The sequence below is a fragment of the Aromatoleum evansii genome (assembly GCF_045689615.1).
In the GTDB taxonomy this organism is placed as follows: Bacteria; Pseudomonadota; Gammaproteobacteria; order Burkholderiales; family Rhodocyclaceae; genus Aromatoleum; species Aromatoleum evansii.
The window spans coordinates 4,181,623-4,196,568 of the sequence record NZ_CP141259.1 but is presented as its reverse complement, the minus strand read 5'-3'; the positions used below and the strand labels follow the sequence as shown (position 1 = coordinate 4,196,568).

Sequence of the window (14,946 nt, the reverse complement as noted above, 5' to 3'; positions counted from 1 at the left end):
CGGATCAGGAAACGCGCTCGATGCGCTGGTCGCCCACGGCGTCGAGCAGGTCGGCGGCGCGGCCATGGCCGGGAATCGCAGTGTCCGGCGCGATTTCGGCCAGCGGGACGAGGACGAAGGCCCGCTGGTGCATGCGCGGATGCGGGATCTCGAGACCCGGTTGGGAGATCGTCGCGTCGCCGTAGAGGAGCAGGTCGAGATCGAGCGTGCGCGGGGCGAGCTCGGTTTCGCGCCTGCGGCCGTGCAGCGCTTCGAGCGTCAGCAGGGTGTTGAGGAGCTTCTGCGCGGGCAGCGTGGTTTCCACTTCGGCGACGGCGTTCAGGTAGTCCGGGTGACCGGTGACGCCGATCGGTGCGGTGCGGTAGAGGCCGGAACGCGCGACGAGGCGGGTGCCGGGCAGGGCGTCCAGGGCGGCGAAGGCGCTGTCGAGTGCCGCGGCGGTATCGCCCAGGTTGGCGCCGAGGGCGATGAACGCGCGCACCGGGTTGCCGTGCGGCAGCGGGCGGTGGGGGCTCATGACGCGTCGCTGCTCGCGGTGGCCTCGGCTGCGGCCGGTTTGCGCCGGCGTCGGCGCCGTTTGCGCTCGGCGGTTTCGCCGGCGGACGGCGCCGCGGCGAGAAGGGCCTCGCGCGCGTCGTGGCCGGCGTGGGCGAAGCGATCCCACCATTCCGGCAGCGCGGCGTCGATCTCGCCGGACTGGGCGCGCAGGCGCAGGAAGTCCCACGCGGCACGGTAGCGCGGTTGTTCGATGAGGCGATAGGGGGTCTTGCCGGTGCACTTGTCGAAGCGCGGCTGCAGGGCCCAGATTTCCTTGATGTCGCCCACGATGCGCTTGGTGATCGCGAGCTTGCCGGCCTGCTTGTCGAGCACTTCGTCCATCGCCGCGAAGAGCGCGGGCTGGGTGTGCTCGCCGTCCTTCCTGCGCGCTTCCCAGTTGGCCAGCACCTCGTGCCACAGCAGGGTCGCGAACAGGAAGCCCGGTGAGACGGGCTTGTCGGCGCGTACCCGCTCGTCGGTGTTCTCCAGCGACAGCCACACGAAGCGCTCGCCCAGTGGCTGTTCGAGGATCACGTCGAGCAGCGGCAGCAGGCCGTGGTGCAGGCCCTCCTCGCGCAACTGCTGCAGGCACTTGACGGCGTAGCCGGAGAACAGCAGCTTGAGCATCTCGTCGAAGAGGCGTGCTGCGGGCACGTTCTCGAGGAGTTCCGCCATCTCGCGGATGGGGTTGCGCGCGGCGGGGTCGAGCGTGAGCCCGAGCTTGGCGCCGAGTCGCACGCCGCGCAGCATGCGCACGGGGTCTTCGCGGTAGCGCGCGCGCGGGTCGCCGATGATGCGCAGGGTCTTCTGCTTGAGGTCCGCGACGCCGTGGTGGTAGTCGAGGATCTGTTCGGTGGTCGGGTCGTAGTACAGCGCGTTGACGGTGAAGTCGCGGCGCGTGGCGTCCTCGGCCTGCGAGCCGTACACGTTGTCGCGCAGGACGCGTCCGTGTTCGTCGGTTTCGGCGTCCTCGGCAGTCTGGCTGGCGCGGAAGGTCGAGACTTCGATCGTTTCCGGGCCGCTCATGACGTGCACGATCTTGAAGCGGCGGCCGATGATGCGCGAGCGGCGGAACAGCGCGCGCACTTCCTCGGGCGTTGCGCTGGTGGCGACGTCGTAGTCCTTGGGCGGATGGCCGACCAGCAGGTCGCGCACGGCGCCGCCTACGACAAAGGCCTTGTGGCCGGCTTCCTGCAGCACGGTGCACACCTTGCGGGCGGCAGGCGAGATCTGTTCGCGACGGATGCCGTGCTGGGTGACGGGGACCAGCGCAGGTTCGGTGTTGATGGGCGAGGCGGCGCGGCGGAAGACCTTGCGCAGCAGCTTGCGGATCATTGGAGGGAAAGGGGTGCAGTCAACATAAGCTCGGAATCATAACCGATGCGGCGCTGCGGTAGGGGCGGCATTGTGGGGTGGATCGTGCTGTGGGAGCGGCTTCAGCCGCAAATGGGCGCCGATTCGCGGCTGAAGCCGCTCCCACGGGGCGACGGGGCTCAGCGCAGCGACATGATGGGCCAGCCGGCCTGCGTCGCGTGGGCGCGCAGGGTGTCGTCGGGGTCGACGGCGACGGGATCGGTGACGCGCGACATCAGCGGCAGGTCGTTGTGCGAGTCGCTGTAGAACCACGAGCGCGCGAAGCTGCCGGCATACAGGCCGAGCGATTCGAGCCAGGCGTCGACGCGCTCGATCTTGCCGGCCTTGAACGCGGGCATGCCGCGCGGCTTGCCGGTGAAGGCGCCGTTCTCCTGCGCGGGGATGGTGGCGACGAGGTGCGGGATGCCGAATTCGCGCACGATGGGGCCGGTGACGAAGCTGTTGGTGGCGGTGACGACGGCGACGAGGGCTCCGCTTTCGGTATGTTGGCGCACCAGCGCGCGGGCCTTGTCGGTGATCATCGGTGCGACCGAGCCGGCCATGAACTCGCGGTGCCAGGCGTCGAGTTGCTCGCGCGAGTGGCGTGCGAGCGGGGCGAGCTGGAAGTCGAGGAACTCGAAGATGTCGAGCGTGCCGGCCTTGTACTGCTCGTAGAACTCGATGTTCTTCGCTTCCTGCACTTCGCGGTCGAGGACGCCCTTGGCGATGAGGAACTGGGCCCAGGCGAAGTCGGAGTCGCCGGCGAGGAGGGTGTTGTCGAGGTCGAAAAGGACGAGATCCACGTGTATTTCCTTGGGGTTGGGGCCTTCGGCCGGCTCAGATGTCGAGGCCGGCCTGCATCATTTCGCGCAGCAGCGGCAGCGTGACGGCGCGCTTGCGTTCCAGCGAGGCGTTGTCGAGGGCGTCGAGCACCGTGAGCAGGCTGGGGAGGTCGCGGCGGCCATGACGCATGAGGAAGTCGATGACCTCGTCGGCCAGCCGCAGGCCGCGGCGGGCGGCGAGTGTCGCGAGGATGGCTGCGCGCGATTCGTCGTCGAGCGGGCGGACTTCATACACGAGACATTGCCCCACGCGCGTGCGCAGGTCTTCGCGCAGCACCAGCGCGAGGGGGCGGGCGTCGCCGGCGAGTAGCAGTTTCTGGCCGAGCGGGCGCGAGCGATTGAAGGCGTTGAAGAGCGCGATCTGCGCCTCCGCGGCGAGCGCATTGATGTCGTCGATGGCCAGCAGCAGGTCGGGTGTTTGCGGCAGTTCGTCGCCGATCCGGGCGGCTTCGAGATAGGCCGCGGGGCGGCCCGCCTTGCAGACGGCGTCGACGGCGGCGCGCAGCAGGTGGGTGCGCCCGCAGCCGGCCGGACCCCACACGTAGACGTGGCCGGGCAGTTGCGCGGCGTCGTGCAGGGCGGCGACGAGTTCCTGGTTGTTGCCGACCACGAAATTGTCGAGGGCCGGCGGTGCGTCGGGGCGGATGTCGAGAACGAGCTGTTTCATGACTGCGGCGGGGGCGAGTCGGCGTCGCCGAGGTAGAGGCGGCTGGTGAGCCAGGCCGTGCGCACTTCGCGCAGGCCGACGAGGATGGCTGCGCTGGCGGGCAGGGCGACGAGGACGCCGACGAAGCCGAAGAGCTGGCCGAAGGCCATCAGCGCGAAGATCACCGCGAGCGGGTGCAGGCCGATGCGTTCGCCGACGAGGTAGGGGGTGAGCACGAAGCTTTCGATGAGCTGGCCGAGGCCGAACACGATGGCGACACCGATCAGCGGCGACCAGCCTTCGGCCTGCAGCAGGGCGGTGAGGATGGCGAGCAGCAGGCCGCCGCCGAAGCCGACGTAGGGAATGAAGACGAGCAGGCCGGTGATGACGCCGACCGGCAGCGCGAACTTGAGGCCGGCGATCCACAGGCCGACGCTGTAATACACGGCCAGCAGCAGCATCACGGAGAGCTGGCCGCGCAGGAATTCGGAGAGCACGCGGTCGATGTCGTTGATGATGCGCATCGTGCGTTCGAGCATCGGGCGCGGGATGACGGTCTGCAGGCCGTCGAGGATGCGGGGCCATTCCTGCAACAGGTAGAACATCACGACCGGCACGAGGAAGACGCTGGCGGCGGCGCCCAGCAGCGCGAGCCCGCCCTGGCGGAGCTGGCCGAGGATCACGGGGATGAGGTCCTGCGCGCTGTCCCAGTGCTCGGCGATCCAGGTGCGCACGAAGGCGGCGTCGAGCTGGAAGTCGATATCGAAGCGCGCCTGCAGGACGGGGGCGACGCGCGCGTTGAGGAGCTCGATGAGGTCGGGCAGGCGGCGGATGAGCGCGATCGCTTCGCGCCAGATCATCGGGGCGAGGATCAGGAACAGCAGCACGAGCAGCAGTCCGGCGCCGAGGATCACGATCAGCACCGCGGCGGGGCGCGGGATGCGCCGGGCGGCCATCCAGTTGACTGCCGGATCGCAGATATAGGCGAAGACGGCGGCGATCGCGAAGGGCGCGAGGATGGGCGACAGGGCGTAGAACAGGGCGACCAGCGCCAGCGCGACGCCGGCCCAGGCGGCGGTTTGCAGACGGTCGGCGCGGGAAGGGTTCATTTCGAGTAAAATCGCGGACTTGGCGCGGGCTATGGTGGCCCGCGAAACCCGTAAATGTAGCCACTTGGCGTGGCGGCCTCAAGTTCGGCCGCCCCCGGAAGCGGCCCGAACGCGCATCCAGCAAGCCTGAGGAACGATCTTGAGCTCCCCGAAACCCTCCCTTTCCTACCGTGATGCCGGCGTAGATATCGATGCCGGCGACGCCCTCGTCGACCGCATCAAGCCGCTGGCGAAACGCACCATGCGCCCCGAGGTGCTGGGTGGCATCGGCGGCTTCGGCGCGCTGTTCGAGCTGTCGAAGAAGTACCGCGAGCCGGTGCTGGTGTCCGGCACCGACGGCGTCGGTACGAAGCTGAAGCTCGCGTTCCAGCTCAACAAGCACGACACCGTGGGCCAGGATCTGGTCGCGATGAGCGTGAACGACATCCTCGTGCAGGGCGCCGAGCCGCTCTTCTTCCTCGACTACTTCGCCTGCGGCAAGCTCGATGTCGAAACCGCCGCCGCGGTCGTCGGCGGCATCGCGCGCGGCTGCGAGCTGTCGGGTTGCGCGCTGATCGGCGGCGAGACCGCCGAGATGCCGGGCATGTATCCGGACGGCGAGTACGACCTCGCGGGCTTCGCGGTGGGCGCGGTGGAGAAGTCGGAGATCATCGACGGCTCGACGATCGGGCCGGGCGACGTGGTGCTGGGGCTGGCGTCCAGCGGTGCGCATTCGAACGGCTATTCGCTGATCCGCAAGATCATCGAGCGCGCGCAGCCGGACCTCGACGCGGACTTCCACGGTCGCCCCTTCCGCGACGTGGTGCTGGAGCCGACGCGCCTGTACGTGAAGCCGATGCTGGGCCTGATGCGCGCGATCCCGGGTGTCGTGAAGGGCATGGCGCACATCACTGGCGGCGGCCTGACGGAGAACGTGCCGCGCATCCTCGCCGACAACCTGACCGCGACGATCGATGCGTCGTCGTGGACGCTGCCGCCGCTGTTCCAGTGGCTGAAGCGCGAAGGCAACGTGGACGCGCAGGAGATGTACCGCGTGTTCAACTGCGGCGTCGGCATGGTCGTGATCGTGGCGCCGGAGCAGGCCGACGCGGCGGTTGCGAACCTGGAGGCGGCGGGCGAGACGGTGTATCGCCTCGGTCGCATCGAGGCGCGCGCGGAAGGCGTGGCGCAGACGACGGTGGCCTGATTTCGGGGGCGCGCGGCACGCGCGCCTGCCGACCGCGCAACTTTGTTGCCGGAACCGTTGTCAGCAGCAGGCAGGGAGCGCACAGGAAAGGGTGCGCTCGTTTTTTTTCCGGATCTTTCCTGGTAACCCGGCAACGAAATACCGTTCGGGCTGAGCTTGTCGAGGCCCTGCCAGTGCCCTTCGACGAGCTCAGGGCGAACGGGGATAGCCGACCGCCGCCTTGATTGTTTGAGTGCTCGCCGAAAATGCCCGTCCGTCGTCATCTGATCGCCGCCCTCAGCCTTGCCGGAATCGCCGCTCTCGCGGGCTATGCGTATTACGCGCAACGCAGCGTCGGCACAGTGCCGTCGGCGCCCGGGGCGAAAGCGGCGGCGGGTGCCAAGGGGGGCGCCACGCAGGGACCTGCGGAGGTCGAGACGACGACGGTCGTGGCCGAGGCGATGGCGGACGACGTGGGCGCGGTCGGCACGCTGCGTTCGAACGAGTCGGTCGTGTTGCGCCCGGAAGTCGCCGGGCGCATCGAGACGATCCGCTTCCGCGAGGGCAGCCCGGTCCGCCGCGGTGACGTGCTGGTCGACTTCGATGCCGCCGTGCAGCGGGCCGAAGTGCAGCAGGCCAAGGCGAACCTTGCGCTCGCGCAGGCGAATTTCGGCCGCACCGAAGATCTCTTCAACCGCAAGTTCCTCAGCCAGAGCGCGCGCGACGAGGCAGCGTCGCGGCTGGAGGTGGCGCGCGCGAACATGGCGCTGGCCGAGGCGCGGCTGGACAAGATGCGCATCCGCGCGCCCTTCGCCGGCATCGTCGGCATCCGCAACGTGAGCGTCGGCGACTACGTCAAGGAAGGCGAGAACCTCGTCAATCTGGAGGACATCGCGACGCTGAAGGTGGATTTCCGCCTGCCCGAGATCTACCTCGCGCAGATCCGCCCGGGGCAGAAGCTGGAGCTGGCATCCGATGCGGTCGAGGGCGGGCGCTTTGCCGCCGTGGTCAGCGCGATCGATCCGCTCGTCGACGAGCAGGGGCGGGCGGTGGTGATGCGTGCGTCGCTGCAGAACGAGGGGCTACGCCTGCGCCCCGGGATGTTCGCGCGCGTGCGGCTGATCCTGCAGGAGCGCGCGAACGTCGCGGTCGTGCCCGAGGAGGCGCTGGTGCCGGCGCCCGGTGACGTGCAGTTCGTGTATCGCGTGGTGGACGGCAAGGCGCAGCGCGTCGAGGTGAAGACCGGCGTGCGGCGCGGCACGCGGGTGGAGATCGTCAAGGGCGTGCAGGCGGGCGATGTGATCGTCACCGCAGGACAGCAGAAGCTGCGCGACGGGGCGGCCGTCAAGCTCGTCGGGGCGGGCGAGGCGCCGGTCGCGCCGGCAGCCGGAACGGCCAAGCCGGCAAGCTGAGGAGGCGGCCATGGTCCTGTCGGAGATCTGCATCAGGCGCCCGGTGTTCGCGACGGTGCTGTCGCTGCTGGTGCTGCTGATCGGGCTGATGTCTTATTCGCGCCTGACGGTGCGCGAGTATCCGAACATCGACGAGCCGGTCGTGACGGTGGATACGACCTATACCGGCGCGAGCGCCGAGATCGTCGAGTCGCAGGTGACGAAGCCGCTGGAGGATTCGCTCGCGGGCATCGAGGGCGTCGATGTGCTGCAGTCGATCAGCCGCCAGGAGCGCAGCCAGATCACGGTGCGTTTCCGCATCGAGCGCAATGCCGACAGCGCCGCCGCGGACGTGCGCGACCGCGTGTCGCGCGTGCGCCGGCGCCTTCCCGACGACGTCGACGAGCCGGTGATCTCGAAGGTGGAGGCGGACGCGAACCCGATCATCTGGATCGCGTTCTCGTCGGACCGCCATTCGCCGCTGGAACTCTCGGACTTCGCCAGCCGCGTCGTCAAGCCGCGCCTGCAGACGCTGTCGGGGGCGGCGGATGCACGCATGTTCGGCGAGCGCCGCTATTCGATGCGCATCTGGCTGGACCGCGACCGGCTGGCGGCCTTCCGGCTGACGCCGCAGGACGTGGAGGACGCGATCCGGCGCCAGAACGTGGAGCTGCCGGCCGGCCGCATCGAGAGCCGCGAGCGCGAGTTCGCGGTGGTGGCGCAGACCGATCTCGATACGCCGCAGGAGTTCGAGGCCATCGTCGTGCGCGAGCCGCAGGCGCCCGGCGGCTACGCGGTGCGCATCCGCGACGTGGGCCGCGTGGAGGTTGCGGCACAGAACGAGCGCACGCTGGTGCGCTTCATGGGCAAGCCGGCGGTGTCGATCGGCCTGATCAAGCAGTCGGTGGCGAATCCGCTGGATCTCAAGCGCGGCCTCGTGGAGATGCTGCCGGTGCTGGAGGCGGAACTGCCCGAAGGCATGCGCATGAACATCGCCAACGACACGACGGTGTTCATCGAGCGCTCGATTGAGTCGGTGTTCAGCACGATCTGGGAGGCGGTGCTGCTGGTCGCGGTGATCTGCTTCTTCTTCCTGCGCAACTGGCGCGCGATGCTGATACCGCTGGTGACGATCCCGGTGTCGCTGGTCGGCGCGTTCGCGCTGATGCTGCTGTTCGGCTTCTCGATCAACACGCTGACGCTGCTCGCGCTGGTGCTGGCGATCGGCCTCGTCGTCGATGACGCGATCGTGGTGCTGGAGAACATCTATCGCCATGTCGAGGAAGGCATGGAGCCGCTCGCGGCGGCCTTCCGCGGGGCGAAGGAGATCGGCTTTGCGGTGGTGGCGATGACGATCACGCTCGCGGCGGTGTATGCGCCGGTGGCCTTCATGACGGGACGCACCGGCAAGCTGTTCACGGAGTTCGCGCTGACGCTCGCGGGGGCGGTGATCGTGTCGGGATTCGTCGCGCTGACGCTGTCGCCGATGATGTGCTCCAAGCTGCTGCGTCACGAGAGGAAGCACGGGCGCGTGTATAACGCGATCGAGGGTTTCCTCGGCGGGCTTACGGTGGGCTACCGGCGCGCGCTGGGGGTTGCGCTGAATGTGCGCTGGCTCGTGATGCTGGCCTTCGCCGTGGTCGCCGGAACATCGCTGGTGTTGCTGAAGACGCTCAAGACCGAGCTCGCGCCCGTCGAGGACCGCGGGCGCGTCGTGGGCATCTTCTCCGGGCCGGAAGGGGCGACGATCGATTTCATGGCGCGCTATGCGGCGCAGCTGGAGGGGATTTACGCGAAGGTGCCGGAGGTGGATCGCTACCTCGTGATCTCGGGCAATCCGACGGTGTCGCAGGGGATCTCCTTTGCCGGCTTCAGCGACTGGGCGGAGCGCGGGCGCAATTCGACCGCCATCGCCGGCGACATGCGGCCGAAGATGGCGGCGATCCCCGGCCTGCAGGCTTTCCCGGTGCTGCCGGCGTCCTTCGGGCAGAGCCCGCGCACGCGCCCGATCAGCTTCGTCATCACGACCTCGGAGTCCTACGACGAGCTCGCGCGCTACACGGACCTGATCCTCGACGAGATGCGCAGGCAGCCGGGCTTCGTGTCGCCGGACACGGATCTCAAGCTCACCAAGCCCGAACTCGCGGTGGACGTCGATCGCGACAAGGCGGCCGATCTCGGCATTCCGGTGGATGTGATCGGGCGCACGCTGGAGACGATGCTGGGCGGGCGCCAGGTGACGCGGTACAAGCAGGACGCCGAGCAGTACGACGTGATCGTGCAGGTGGAGGCGCCGAGCCGGGCCGTCGCGCGCGACATCCGCGAGATCTACGTGCGCGCGAAGAATGGCGAGATGGTGCCGCTGGCGAACCTCGTGAAGGTGCACGACCGCGTGAGTCCGCGCGAGCTGAACCACTTCGGGCAGCGCCGTTCGGTGACGATCTCGGCTAACCTCGCGCCGGGCTTCGCGATGGGCGAGGCGCTGGAGTGGCTCGAGGGGGCGGCGGGGCGCATCCTGCCGGCCGGCTATGCGATCGACTACGACGGCCAGTCGCGGGAGTTCAAGACCAGTTCGGCGAGCCTGGCGCTGACCTTCGTGCTCGCGCTGGCCTTCATCTACCTCGTGCTGGCGGCGCAGTTCGAGAGCTTCCGCGATCCCTTCATCATCATGCTGACGGTGCCGCTGTCGATGACCGGGGCGCTCGCGGCGCTGTATTTCGCCGGGGGCACTCTCAACGTGTATAGCCAGATCGGGCTGGTGACGCTGGTCGGCCTGATCACGAAGCACGGCATCCTGATCGTGGAGTTCGCGAACCAGTTGCGCGACCAGGGCGCGGCGCTGCGCGAGGCGGTGATCGATGCGTCGGTGCTGCGCCTGCGCCCCATCCTGATGACGACCGGGGCGATGGTGCTGGGCTCGATCCCCCTCGCGCTGGCGACCGGGGCGGGGGCCGAGAGCCGCCAGCAGATCGGCTGGGTGATCGTCGGCGGGCTGCTGCTGGGGACCTTCTTCACCCTCTTCGTGGTGCCGACCGTCTATACGCTGCTCGCGCGGCGTGAACGCAACCGGCGCGCGGTCGAGGACGGCGCGCCCGCGTCCGCGTGAGCGTCCGCGGCGTGTCCGACGCGCATCTCCACACACTGTCCCGACCGCGCGCGGTCCTCGCCGCCTGGCTGATGGCGGGGCTCGTACTGCTGGCGTTTGCCCACGGCGCACGCACCGGGCTGCCGGCCTGGCCGGCGGGTGTCGCCGCGTGGGGCGCGGGCGTCGCGCTGTGGCCGCGCCTCGATGCGGGGCAGCGCCGGTTCGCGCTGATCCTGTGCGGGCTGGGGATGCTCGCGCTGGGCGTGGCGGTTTGGCGCGGGGGGCGGCCGGCGTGGAGCGGTCTGCTGACGCAGAACACTGCGCTGCTCGGGATGCTGGCGGCCGTGAGCTTCCTGCAGCTCGTCGGTGTCGGCAAGGATGGGGAACGGCCGCTGCCGCGCGGCCGTCGCGCGCTATGGCAGACGCTTGCGGGCGTGCATGTGCTCGGGGCGGTCATCAACATGTCGGTCGTGTTCATCATCGCCGAGCGCATCGCCCGGGACGGTCGCCTGAGCGCGGCGCAGGCGGCGCTGCTCGCACGCGGATTCCTCCTCGCGGCGTTGTGGTCGCCGTTCTTCGGCGCGATGGCGGTGGCGCTGACCTATGCGCCGGGGGCGCGGCTGGAGGAGCTCGTGCTGGCCGGCGTGCCGCTGGCCGCGGTGTTGTTGTGGCTGATTGCGCGCACGCTGCCGGTCTCGGCGGACGGGGGCGAGGGGGGATTCGTCGGTTTTCCGATGCGGGCGTCCTCGCTGTGGCTGCCGCTGGCGCTGACGGCGATGGTGTCGGCGGGGCTGGTGTGGCTGCCCGGCTGGTCGTCGCTCGCGGTGATCAGCGGTTCGGCGTTGATGATCAGCGTCGTGTCGATGCTGGTGGCGCGCGGGCCGGTCGATGGTGTCGAGCGGCTTGCGGCCCATGCCTTGCGTCGTCTGCCGGCGATGTCGGGGGAGCTGATGCTGTTCCTGTCCGCGGGCGTGTTCGCCACCGGCCTGCAGGCGCTGATGCAGGGCGATGCGGGCTGGACGCCGTTCGATCGCTTCGGTCCGGTGGAGGCAGCGCTGGTGCTGGGCGCGATGGTCGCGCTTGCGGCGATCGGCGTGCATACGGTGATCACGATCGTGATCGCGGCGACCTGGCTCGCACCGCTGTCTCCCGATCCGATGCTGCTGGCGCAGATCTTCCTGATGGCCTGGAGCATCGGCCTCGCGCTCAATCCGATGGCGGGCGTGCATCTGTCGCTGCAGGGGAGATTCGGGCTGTCGGCCGTGGGGCTGGCGCGGGGCAACCTGCGCTATTGCCTTGCGAGCTACGTGCTCGCGTCGCTGTGGCTCATCGTCGTGGGGGCGTGGCGGGGGCTGCTATGAGGCGGCGAGCAGGCGCTGCGCCGTCGCGGCGACGGCGTCGGCGAGATCCGTGCGCAGGCAATCGAGTTCGATCAGTTCCGGCCAGGTGTCGCGGAACTGGCGCTGCCAGGTGAGCTGGCGCTTCGCGAGCTGGCGCGTCGCGGCGATGCCCTTGAAGCGCATCGTGTCGTGGTCGTCCATGCCGTCGAGGAATTCCCACGCCTGGCGGTAGCCGACGCAGCGCATCGAGGGCATCGACAGGTCGAGTCGGTAGCGTTCGCGCAGGCGGCGCACTTCGTCGAGGAGGCCGGCCGCGAGCATCGCATCGAAGCGCTGTTCGATGCGCGCGTGCAGCACCGCGCGGTCGGACGGCGCGAGCGCGATCGGCAGCAGGCGGAAGGGCGGTGGCGCCATCTCGCGCCGCGCGTAGCTGTCGGCAAGCGGCCGGCCGGTGAGGCGGACGATCTCGAGGGCGCGCTGGATGCGTTGCGAGTCGGTCGGTTCGAGCCGCGCAGCGGCGTCCGGGTCGAGGCGGGCGAGTTCGGCGTGCAGCGCCGGCCAGCCGTGCCGCTGCGCTTGTGCGTCGATCTGGGCGCGCAGGGTGGCATCCGCCGCGGGCAGGTCGGATAGGCCGTCGCGCAGCGCCTTGAAGTACAGCATCGTGCCGCCTGCGAGCAGCGGGATGCGGCCGCGCGCGGTGATCTCGTCCATCAGGCGCAGGGCGTCGGCGCGGAACTGCGCGGCCGAATAGCTTTCCTCGGGCGTGACGATGTCGATCAGGTGGTGCGGGCAGGCGGCAAGTTCCTCCGCCGTCGGCTTAGCCGTGCCGATGTCCATGTCGCGATAGACGAGGGCGGAGTCGACACTGACGATCTCGACCGGCAGGGTGCGCGCGAGCGCGAGCGCGGAGGCGGTCTTGCCGCTGGCGGTGGGGCCGAGGAGGAGCAGGGCGGGGGGATGCATCGCGCAGAGAAGCCGGCGGCCTTGGACGGAGGGTGTCAGGAGCCGGGATTGTAGCGACGAATGCCGTTGGAGCCGAGCCGGAGCGCCGGTGCGAATGAGGAAGGGGCCCCGGCCCAGCCTTGGCCGGAACCGGGGCCCCTTTGGCGACGCGCGTCAGAACGAGGCGCGATAGACGACGCCGGCTTGCAGTTCACGCTCGCCGGTAACGTGGTTGGCGTTGTGGCGGTTGGCGAAGAGCACGGACAGGCTCGACGAGCGCGACAGCGGCGCCGCGTAATCGAGGCCCAGCTTGAGCTCGCGACTCGTGGCGGCGAGCCCGACGCGCCGCGTCTCGAATACGGTCTCGCCCGCCTCGGTGATGGCGACCGGCATCGCGACCGTCGCCGTGCCGCGGGTGATGCGCAGCGGGCTCGACAGTGTGAGCGCAAAGCGGTCGTCGCGCGTCAGCGCATGGTGGCCGACGAGGCCGAGCGCGAAGGCATCCGAGCGCACGTTCTCCGCCGCATTCAGCAGGCCCTTGCCGCGTGTGTCGGCGGTGCGGCCGATCGAATACTGCGCGGCGGCGACGGTGTTGCGGCCGATGCGATGGCTGGCGTGTGCCGTGATCGTGCGCGTGCCGGCCTGTTCGAGGGCCAGCGCGTCGCCCGCGACGCCGCCGAGCCAGGAGTCCTGTTCGGCGACGTCGGCGTACTGGATGCCGATCGTGCCGTCGCGCCCGAGGGCGTAGTTCAGCTCGGTGATCGCCGCGCGCCCGCCGCGCACTTCGGACCATTCGTGCTGGCGGCCCATCGCCGCGTTGAGTCCGGCGTCAAGCACGCCGGCCTTGAAGCTCAGCGCATCGCGCGTGAAGCCGAAGGCCAGCTGGCCCGACGAGCGCGCGAGGCAGAGGTAGGGATTGGCCAGCGCATGATCAGTGCCGGCGAGTCCGAAATAGGCGCCGGCGAGGCTGCCCGTCGCGAAGGCGAGCTCCTGCCCGCCGGCAAGGCGGAACACCGCGCTGCCGGCGACGAGGCTGCGCCGTGCATCCTCGGCTGCGCGCAGGCCCCGAGGACGCCGCTCCTCGACCGCCGCCACGAAGCGCGAGCCATCGGCATGCACCTGCTCGGCGAACTGCAGCGAACGGCCTGCCAGGTCCAGCGCGTCGGCGATGCGCTCCGCTGCGGGGGCGCGGATGCCGGTGCCGAAGTCGGTCGCGAAGTCGCGGTTGAAGTCGTCGACGGCGACGCCGCGGAAGCCGCCGTCCAGGGCTGCGGCACGCAGGCCGCTCCACGATGCGACGGATGTGCGCAGCGTGGCGGTCGAGCGCTTGGCTTTCTTCGACGAGGTCGCCAGCGGCACGGCGAGCGTGCCCACCGGCTGCATGGCGCGTTCGACATTGAGGAGACCGCGGCCGTAGACGGCGTCGGTGCCCGGGTCCCCGAGGTCGGTCGCGGTCTGGAACAGGATGGACGCCACTTGCCCTGCCGTGAGTTGCGGCCAGGCGCCTTCGAGCAGGGCGGCCGCGCCCGACACGATGGGCGTCGCCATCGAGGTGCCGCTCATGAAGGCGTACTGGTTGCCGGGGTAGGCCGACAGCACGCCGACCCCGGGGGCGACGATGAACCAGTTGGCGGTGTCGCCGGCGCGGTTGGAGAAGCTCGCGAGCTGGTTGTTCGCATCGACGGCGCCGACGGCGACGATCTGGCCGTTGGCCCAGCTCTCCTTCGCGTAGCGGGCGGGCCAGATCGGGGAGGCGCCGCCGTTGTTGCCCGCGGCGGCCACGATCAGCTTGTCGGACGCGATCGCCGAGCGCAGCGCGTTCTCGAAGGTCGCGCCGAGAGGGCCGGTGCCGCCGAGGCTCAGGTTGACGACCGACACGCCGCGGGTGCCCGCGGCAGTCTTGAGGCCGTTCGCGAGGGTAGTGCTGCTCGCCGTGCCGTCACTGGCGAAGACCTTGATTGCGAGGAGCTTCGCATCGGGGGCGATGCCGTAGCTGTAGCCGGTACCCGTCGAGCCGGCGATGATCCCGGCGACATGGGTGCCATGTCCGTCGCCGTCCGTCGGCGCGACCCACTTGCGGGTCGTCGCGTCGAACATGCGGCTGTTCGCCAGCTGCGTGTTGAGTTCGAGGTGCTTGCCGTCAAGCCCGGTGTCGAGCACCGCGACTATCGCGTTGCGTCCGGTATGGCCGGCGGCATGGGCGAAGTCGGATTTCACTTGCACGTGAATCCGGTTGTAGGCGATTTCGCCGGACGTCAGCGCGGCGGCCTGGCGTTCGACCTCCTGGGCCAGGACGGTCAGGGGGAAGGCGGTCGCCAGCGCGATCGCGAGAAGGGTGGGGCGGTGTTGCATGATGCGCGTCTCCTGGTACAGCGTGAAACGCCAAGAGCGCTCGATCCGGTGATCGTTATGGCAACCCCGCTAGCATGTCCGTGAAGGATTTAGCCCGGAGGATTTGCGGCCCCGCCTTTCGACGGGTGTGCCCTTGACGCGCGAAACTGTCGCACCGGAAAAGGCTGCGACTCCTGCATTAACG

Annotated in this window: 11 protein-coding genes and 1 riboswitch; of the genes, 4 read left to right on the top strand and 7 right to left on the bottom strand. The window is 69.6% G+C overall.

The features are described 5' to 3' along the window. Positions 1-4: 4 nt before the first annotated feature. From folK to U5817_RS19615, 5 genes are all read right to left on the bottom strand, one after another. Positions 5-517, bottom strand: a complete 513-nt coding sequence (folK, locus tag U5817_RS19635; protein WP_169126183.1) for a 2-amino-4-hydroxy-6-hydroxymethyldihydropteridine diphosphokinase — start codon at positions 515-517, stop codon at positions 5-7. Then, positions 514-1,872: a polynucleotide adenylyltransferase PcnB gene (pcnB, locus tag U5817_RS19630; RefSeq protein WP_169126184.1), complete on the bottom strand. Its 1,359-nt coding sequence runs from the start codon at positions 1,870-1,872 to the stop codon at positions 514-516. The genes folK and pcnB overlap by 4 nt, the downstream gene beginning before the upstream one ends. A gap of 158 nt (positions 1,873-2,030) precedes the next feature. After that, positions 2,031-2,693, bottom strand: a complete 663-nt coding sequence (locus tag U5817_RS19625; protein ID WP_169126185.1) for an HAD family hydrolase — start codon at positions 2,691-2,693, stop codon at positions 2,031-2,033. A gap of 34 nt (positions 2,694-2,727) precedes the next feature. Then, complete coding sequence (hda, locus tag U5817_RS19620; RefSeq protein ID WP_407278514.1) at positions 2,728-3,399, bottom strand: DnaA regulatory inactivator Hda; 672 nt, start codon at positions 3,397-3,399, stop codon at positions 2,728-2,730. Further along, a complete protein-coding gene (locus U5817_RS19615) occupies positions 3,396-4,487 on the bottom strand; it encodes an AI-2E family transporter (RefSeq protein ID WP_407278513.1) in 1,092 nt (363 codons plus the stop codon). Before U5817_RS19615 ends, hda begins: the two co-directional genes overlap by 4 nt. A 139-nt stretch (positions 4,488-4,626) precedes the next feature. Here U5817_RS19615 and purM point away from each other — a divergent pair, with 139 nt between their 5' ends. The 4 genes from purM to U5817_RS19595 all read left to right on the top strand — a co-directional run bounded on the left by purM (position 4,627) and on the right by U5817_RS19595 (position 11,489). Then, positions 4,627-5,673, top strand: a complete 1,047-nt coding sequence (purM, locus tag U5817_RS19610; protein WP_169126188.1) for a phosphoribosylformylglycinamidine cyclo-ligase — start codon at positions 4,627-4,629, stop codon at positions 5,671-5,673. Between the two features lie 245 nt (positions 5,674-5,918). Then, positions 5,919-7,064 carry an efflux RND transporter periplasmic adaptor subunit gene (locus U5817_RS19605; RefSeq protein WP_407278512.1) on the top strand — a complete coding sequence of 382 codons (1,146 nt, stop codon included), beginning with the start codon at positions 5,919-5,921 and terminating at the stop codon, positions 7,062-7,064. A gap of 10 nt (positions 7,065-7,074) precedes the next feature. Then, on the top strand, positions 7,075-10,149 hold the full coding sequence (locus U5817_RS19600) for an efflux RND transporter permease subunit (protein WP_407278511.1): 3,075 nt from the start codon (positions 7,075-7,077) through the stop codon (positions 10,147-10,149). Further along, complete coding sequence (locus U5817_RS19595; protein WP_407278510.1) at positions 10,146-11,489, top strand: hypothetical protein; 1,344 nt, start codon at positions 10,146-10,148, stop codon at positions 11,487-11,489. The genes U5817_RS19600 and U5817_RS19595 overlap by 4 nt, the downstream gene beginning before the upstream one ends. Here the strand turns inward: U5817_RS19595 and miaA are convergent. After that, a complete protein-coding gene (miaA, locus tag U5817_RS19590; protein ID WP_407278509.1) occupies positions 11,484-12,431 on the bottom strand; it encodes a tRNA (adenosine(37)-N6)-dimethylallyltransferase MiaA in 948 nt (315 codons plus the stop codon). The genes U5817_RS19595 and miaA overlap by 6 nt on opposite strands. A gap of 153 nt (positions 12,432-12,584) precedes the next feature. Then, positions 12,585-14,762 (bottom strand): S8 family peptidase, encoded by a 2,178-nt coding sequence (locus U5817_RS19585; RefSeq protein ID WP_407278508.1) that lies wholly within the window; start codon positions 14,760-14,762, stop codon positions 12,585-12,587. 56 nt (positions 14,763-14,818) lie between these two features. Further along, a riboswitch (cyclic di-GMP riboswitch) is annotated at positions 14,819-14,904 on the bottom strand. Between the last annotated feature and the right edge of the window lie 42 nt (positions 14,905-14,946).

Excerpts from the sequence above, each read along its gene's own strand:
- folK (WP_169126183.1), bottom strand. The coding sequence starts at position 517 with ATGAGCCCCCACCGCCCGCTGCCGCACGGCAACCCGGTGCGCGCGTTC.
- pcnB (WP_169126184.1), bottom strand. The coding sequence starts at position 1,872 with ATGATCCGCAAGCTGCTGCGCAAGGTCTTCCGCCGCGCCGCCTCGCCC.
- hda (WP_407278514.1), bottom strand. The coding sequence starts at position 3,399 with ATGAAACAGCTCGTTCTCGACATCCGCCCCGACGCACCGCCGGCCCTC.
- U5817_RS19615 (WP_407278513.1), bottom strand. The coding sequence starts at position 4,487 with ATGAACCCTTCCCGCGCCGACCGTCTGCAAACCGCCGCCTGGGCCGGC.
- U5817_RS19605 (WP_407278512.1), top strand. The coding sequence starts at position 5,919 with ATGCCCGTCCGTCGTCATCTGATCGCCGCCCTCAGCCTTGCCGGAATC.
- U5817_RS19600 (WP_407278511.1), top strand. The coding sequence starts at position 7,075 with ATGGTCCTGTCGGAGATCTGCATCAGGCGCCCGGTGTTCGCGACGGTG.
- miaA (WP_407278509.1), bottom strand. The coding sequence starts at position 12,431 with ATGCATCCCCCCGCCCTGCTCCTCCTCGGCCCCACCGCCAGCGGCAAG.
- U5817_RS19585 (WP_407278508.1), bottom strand. The coding sequence starts at position 14,762 with ATGCAACACCGCCCCACCCTTCTCGCGATCGCGCTGGCGACCGCCTTC.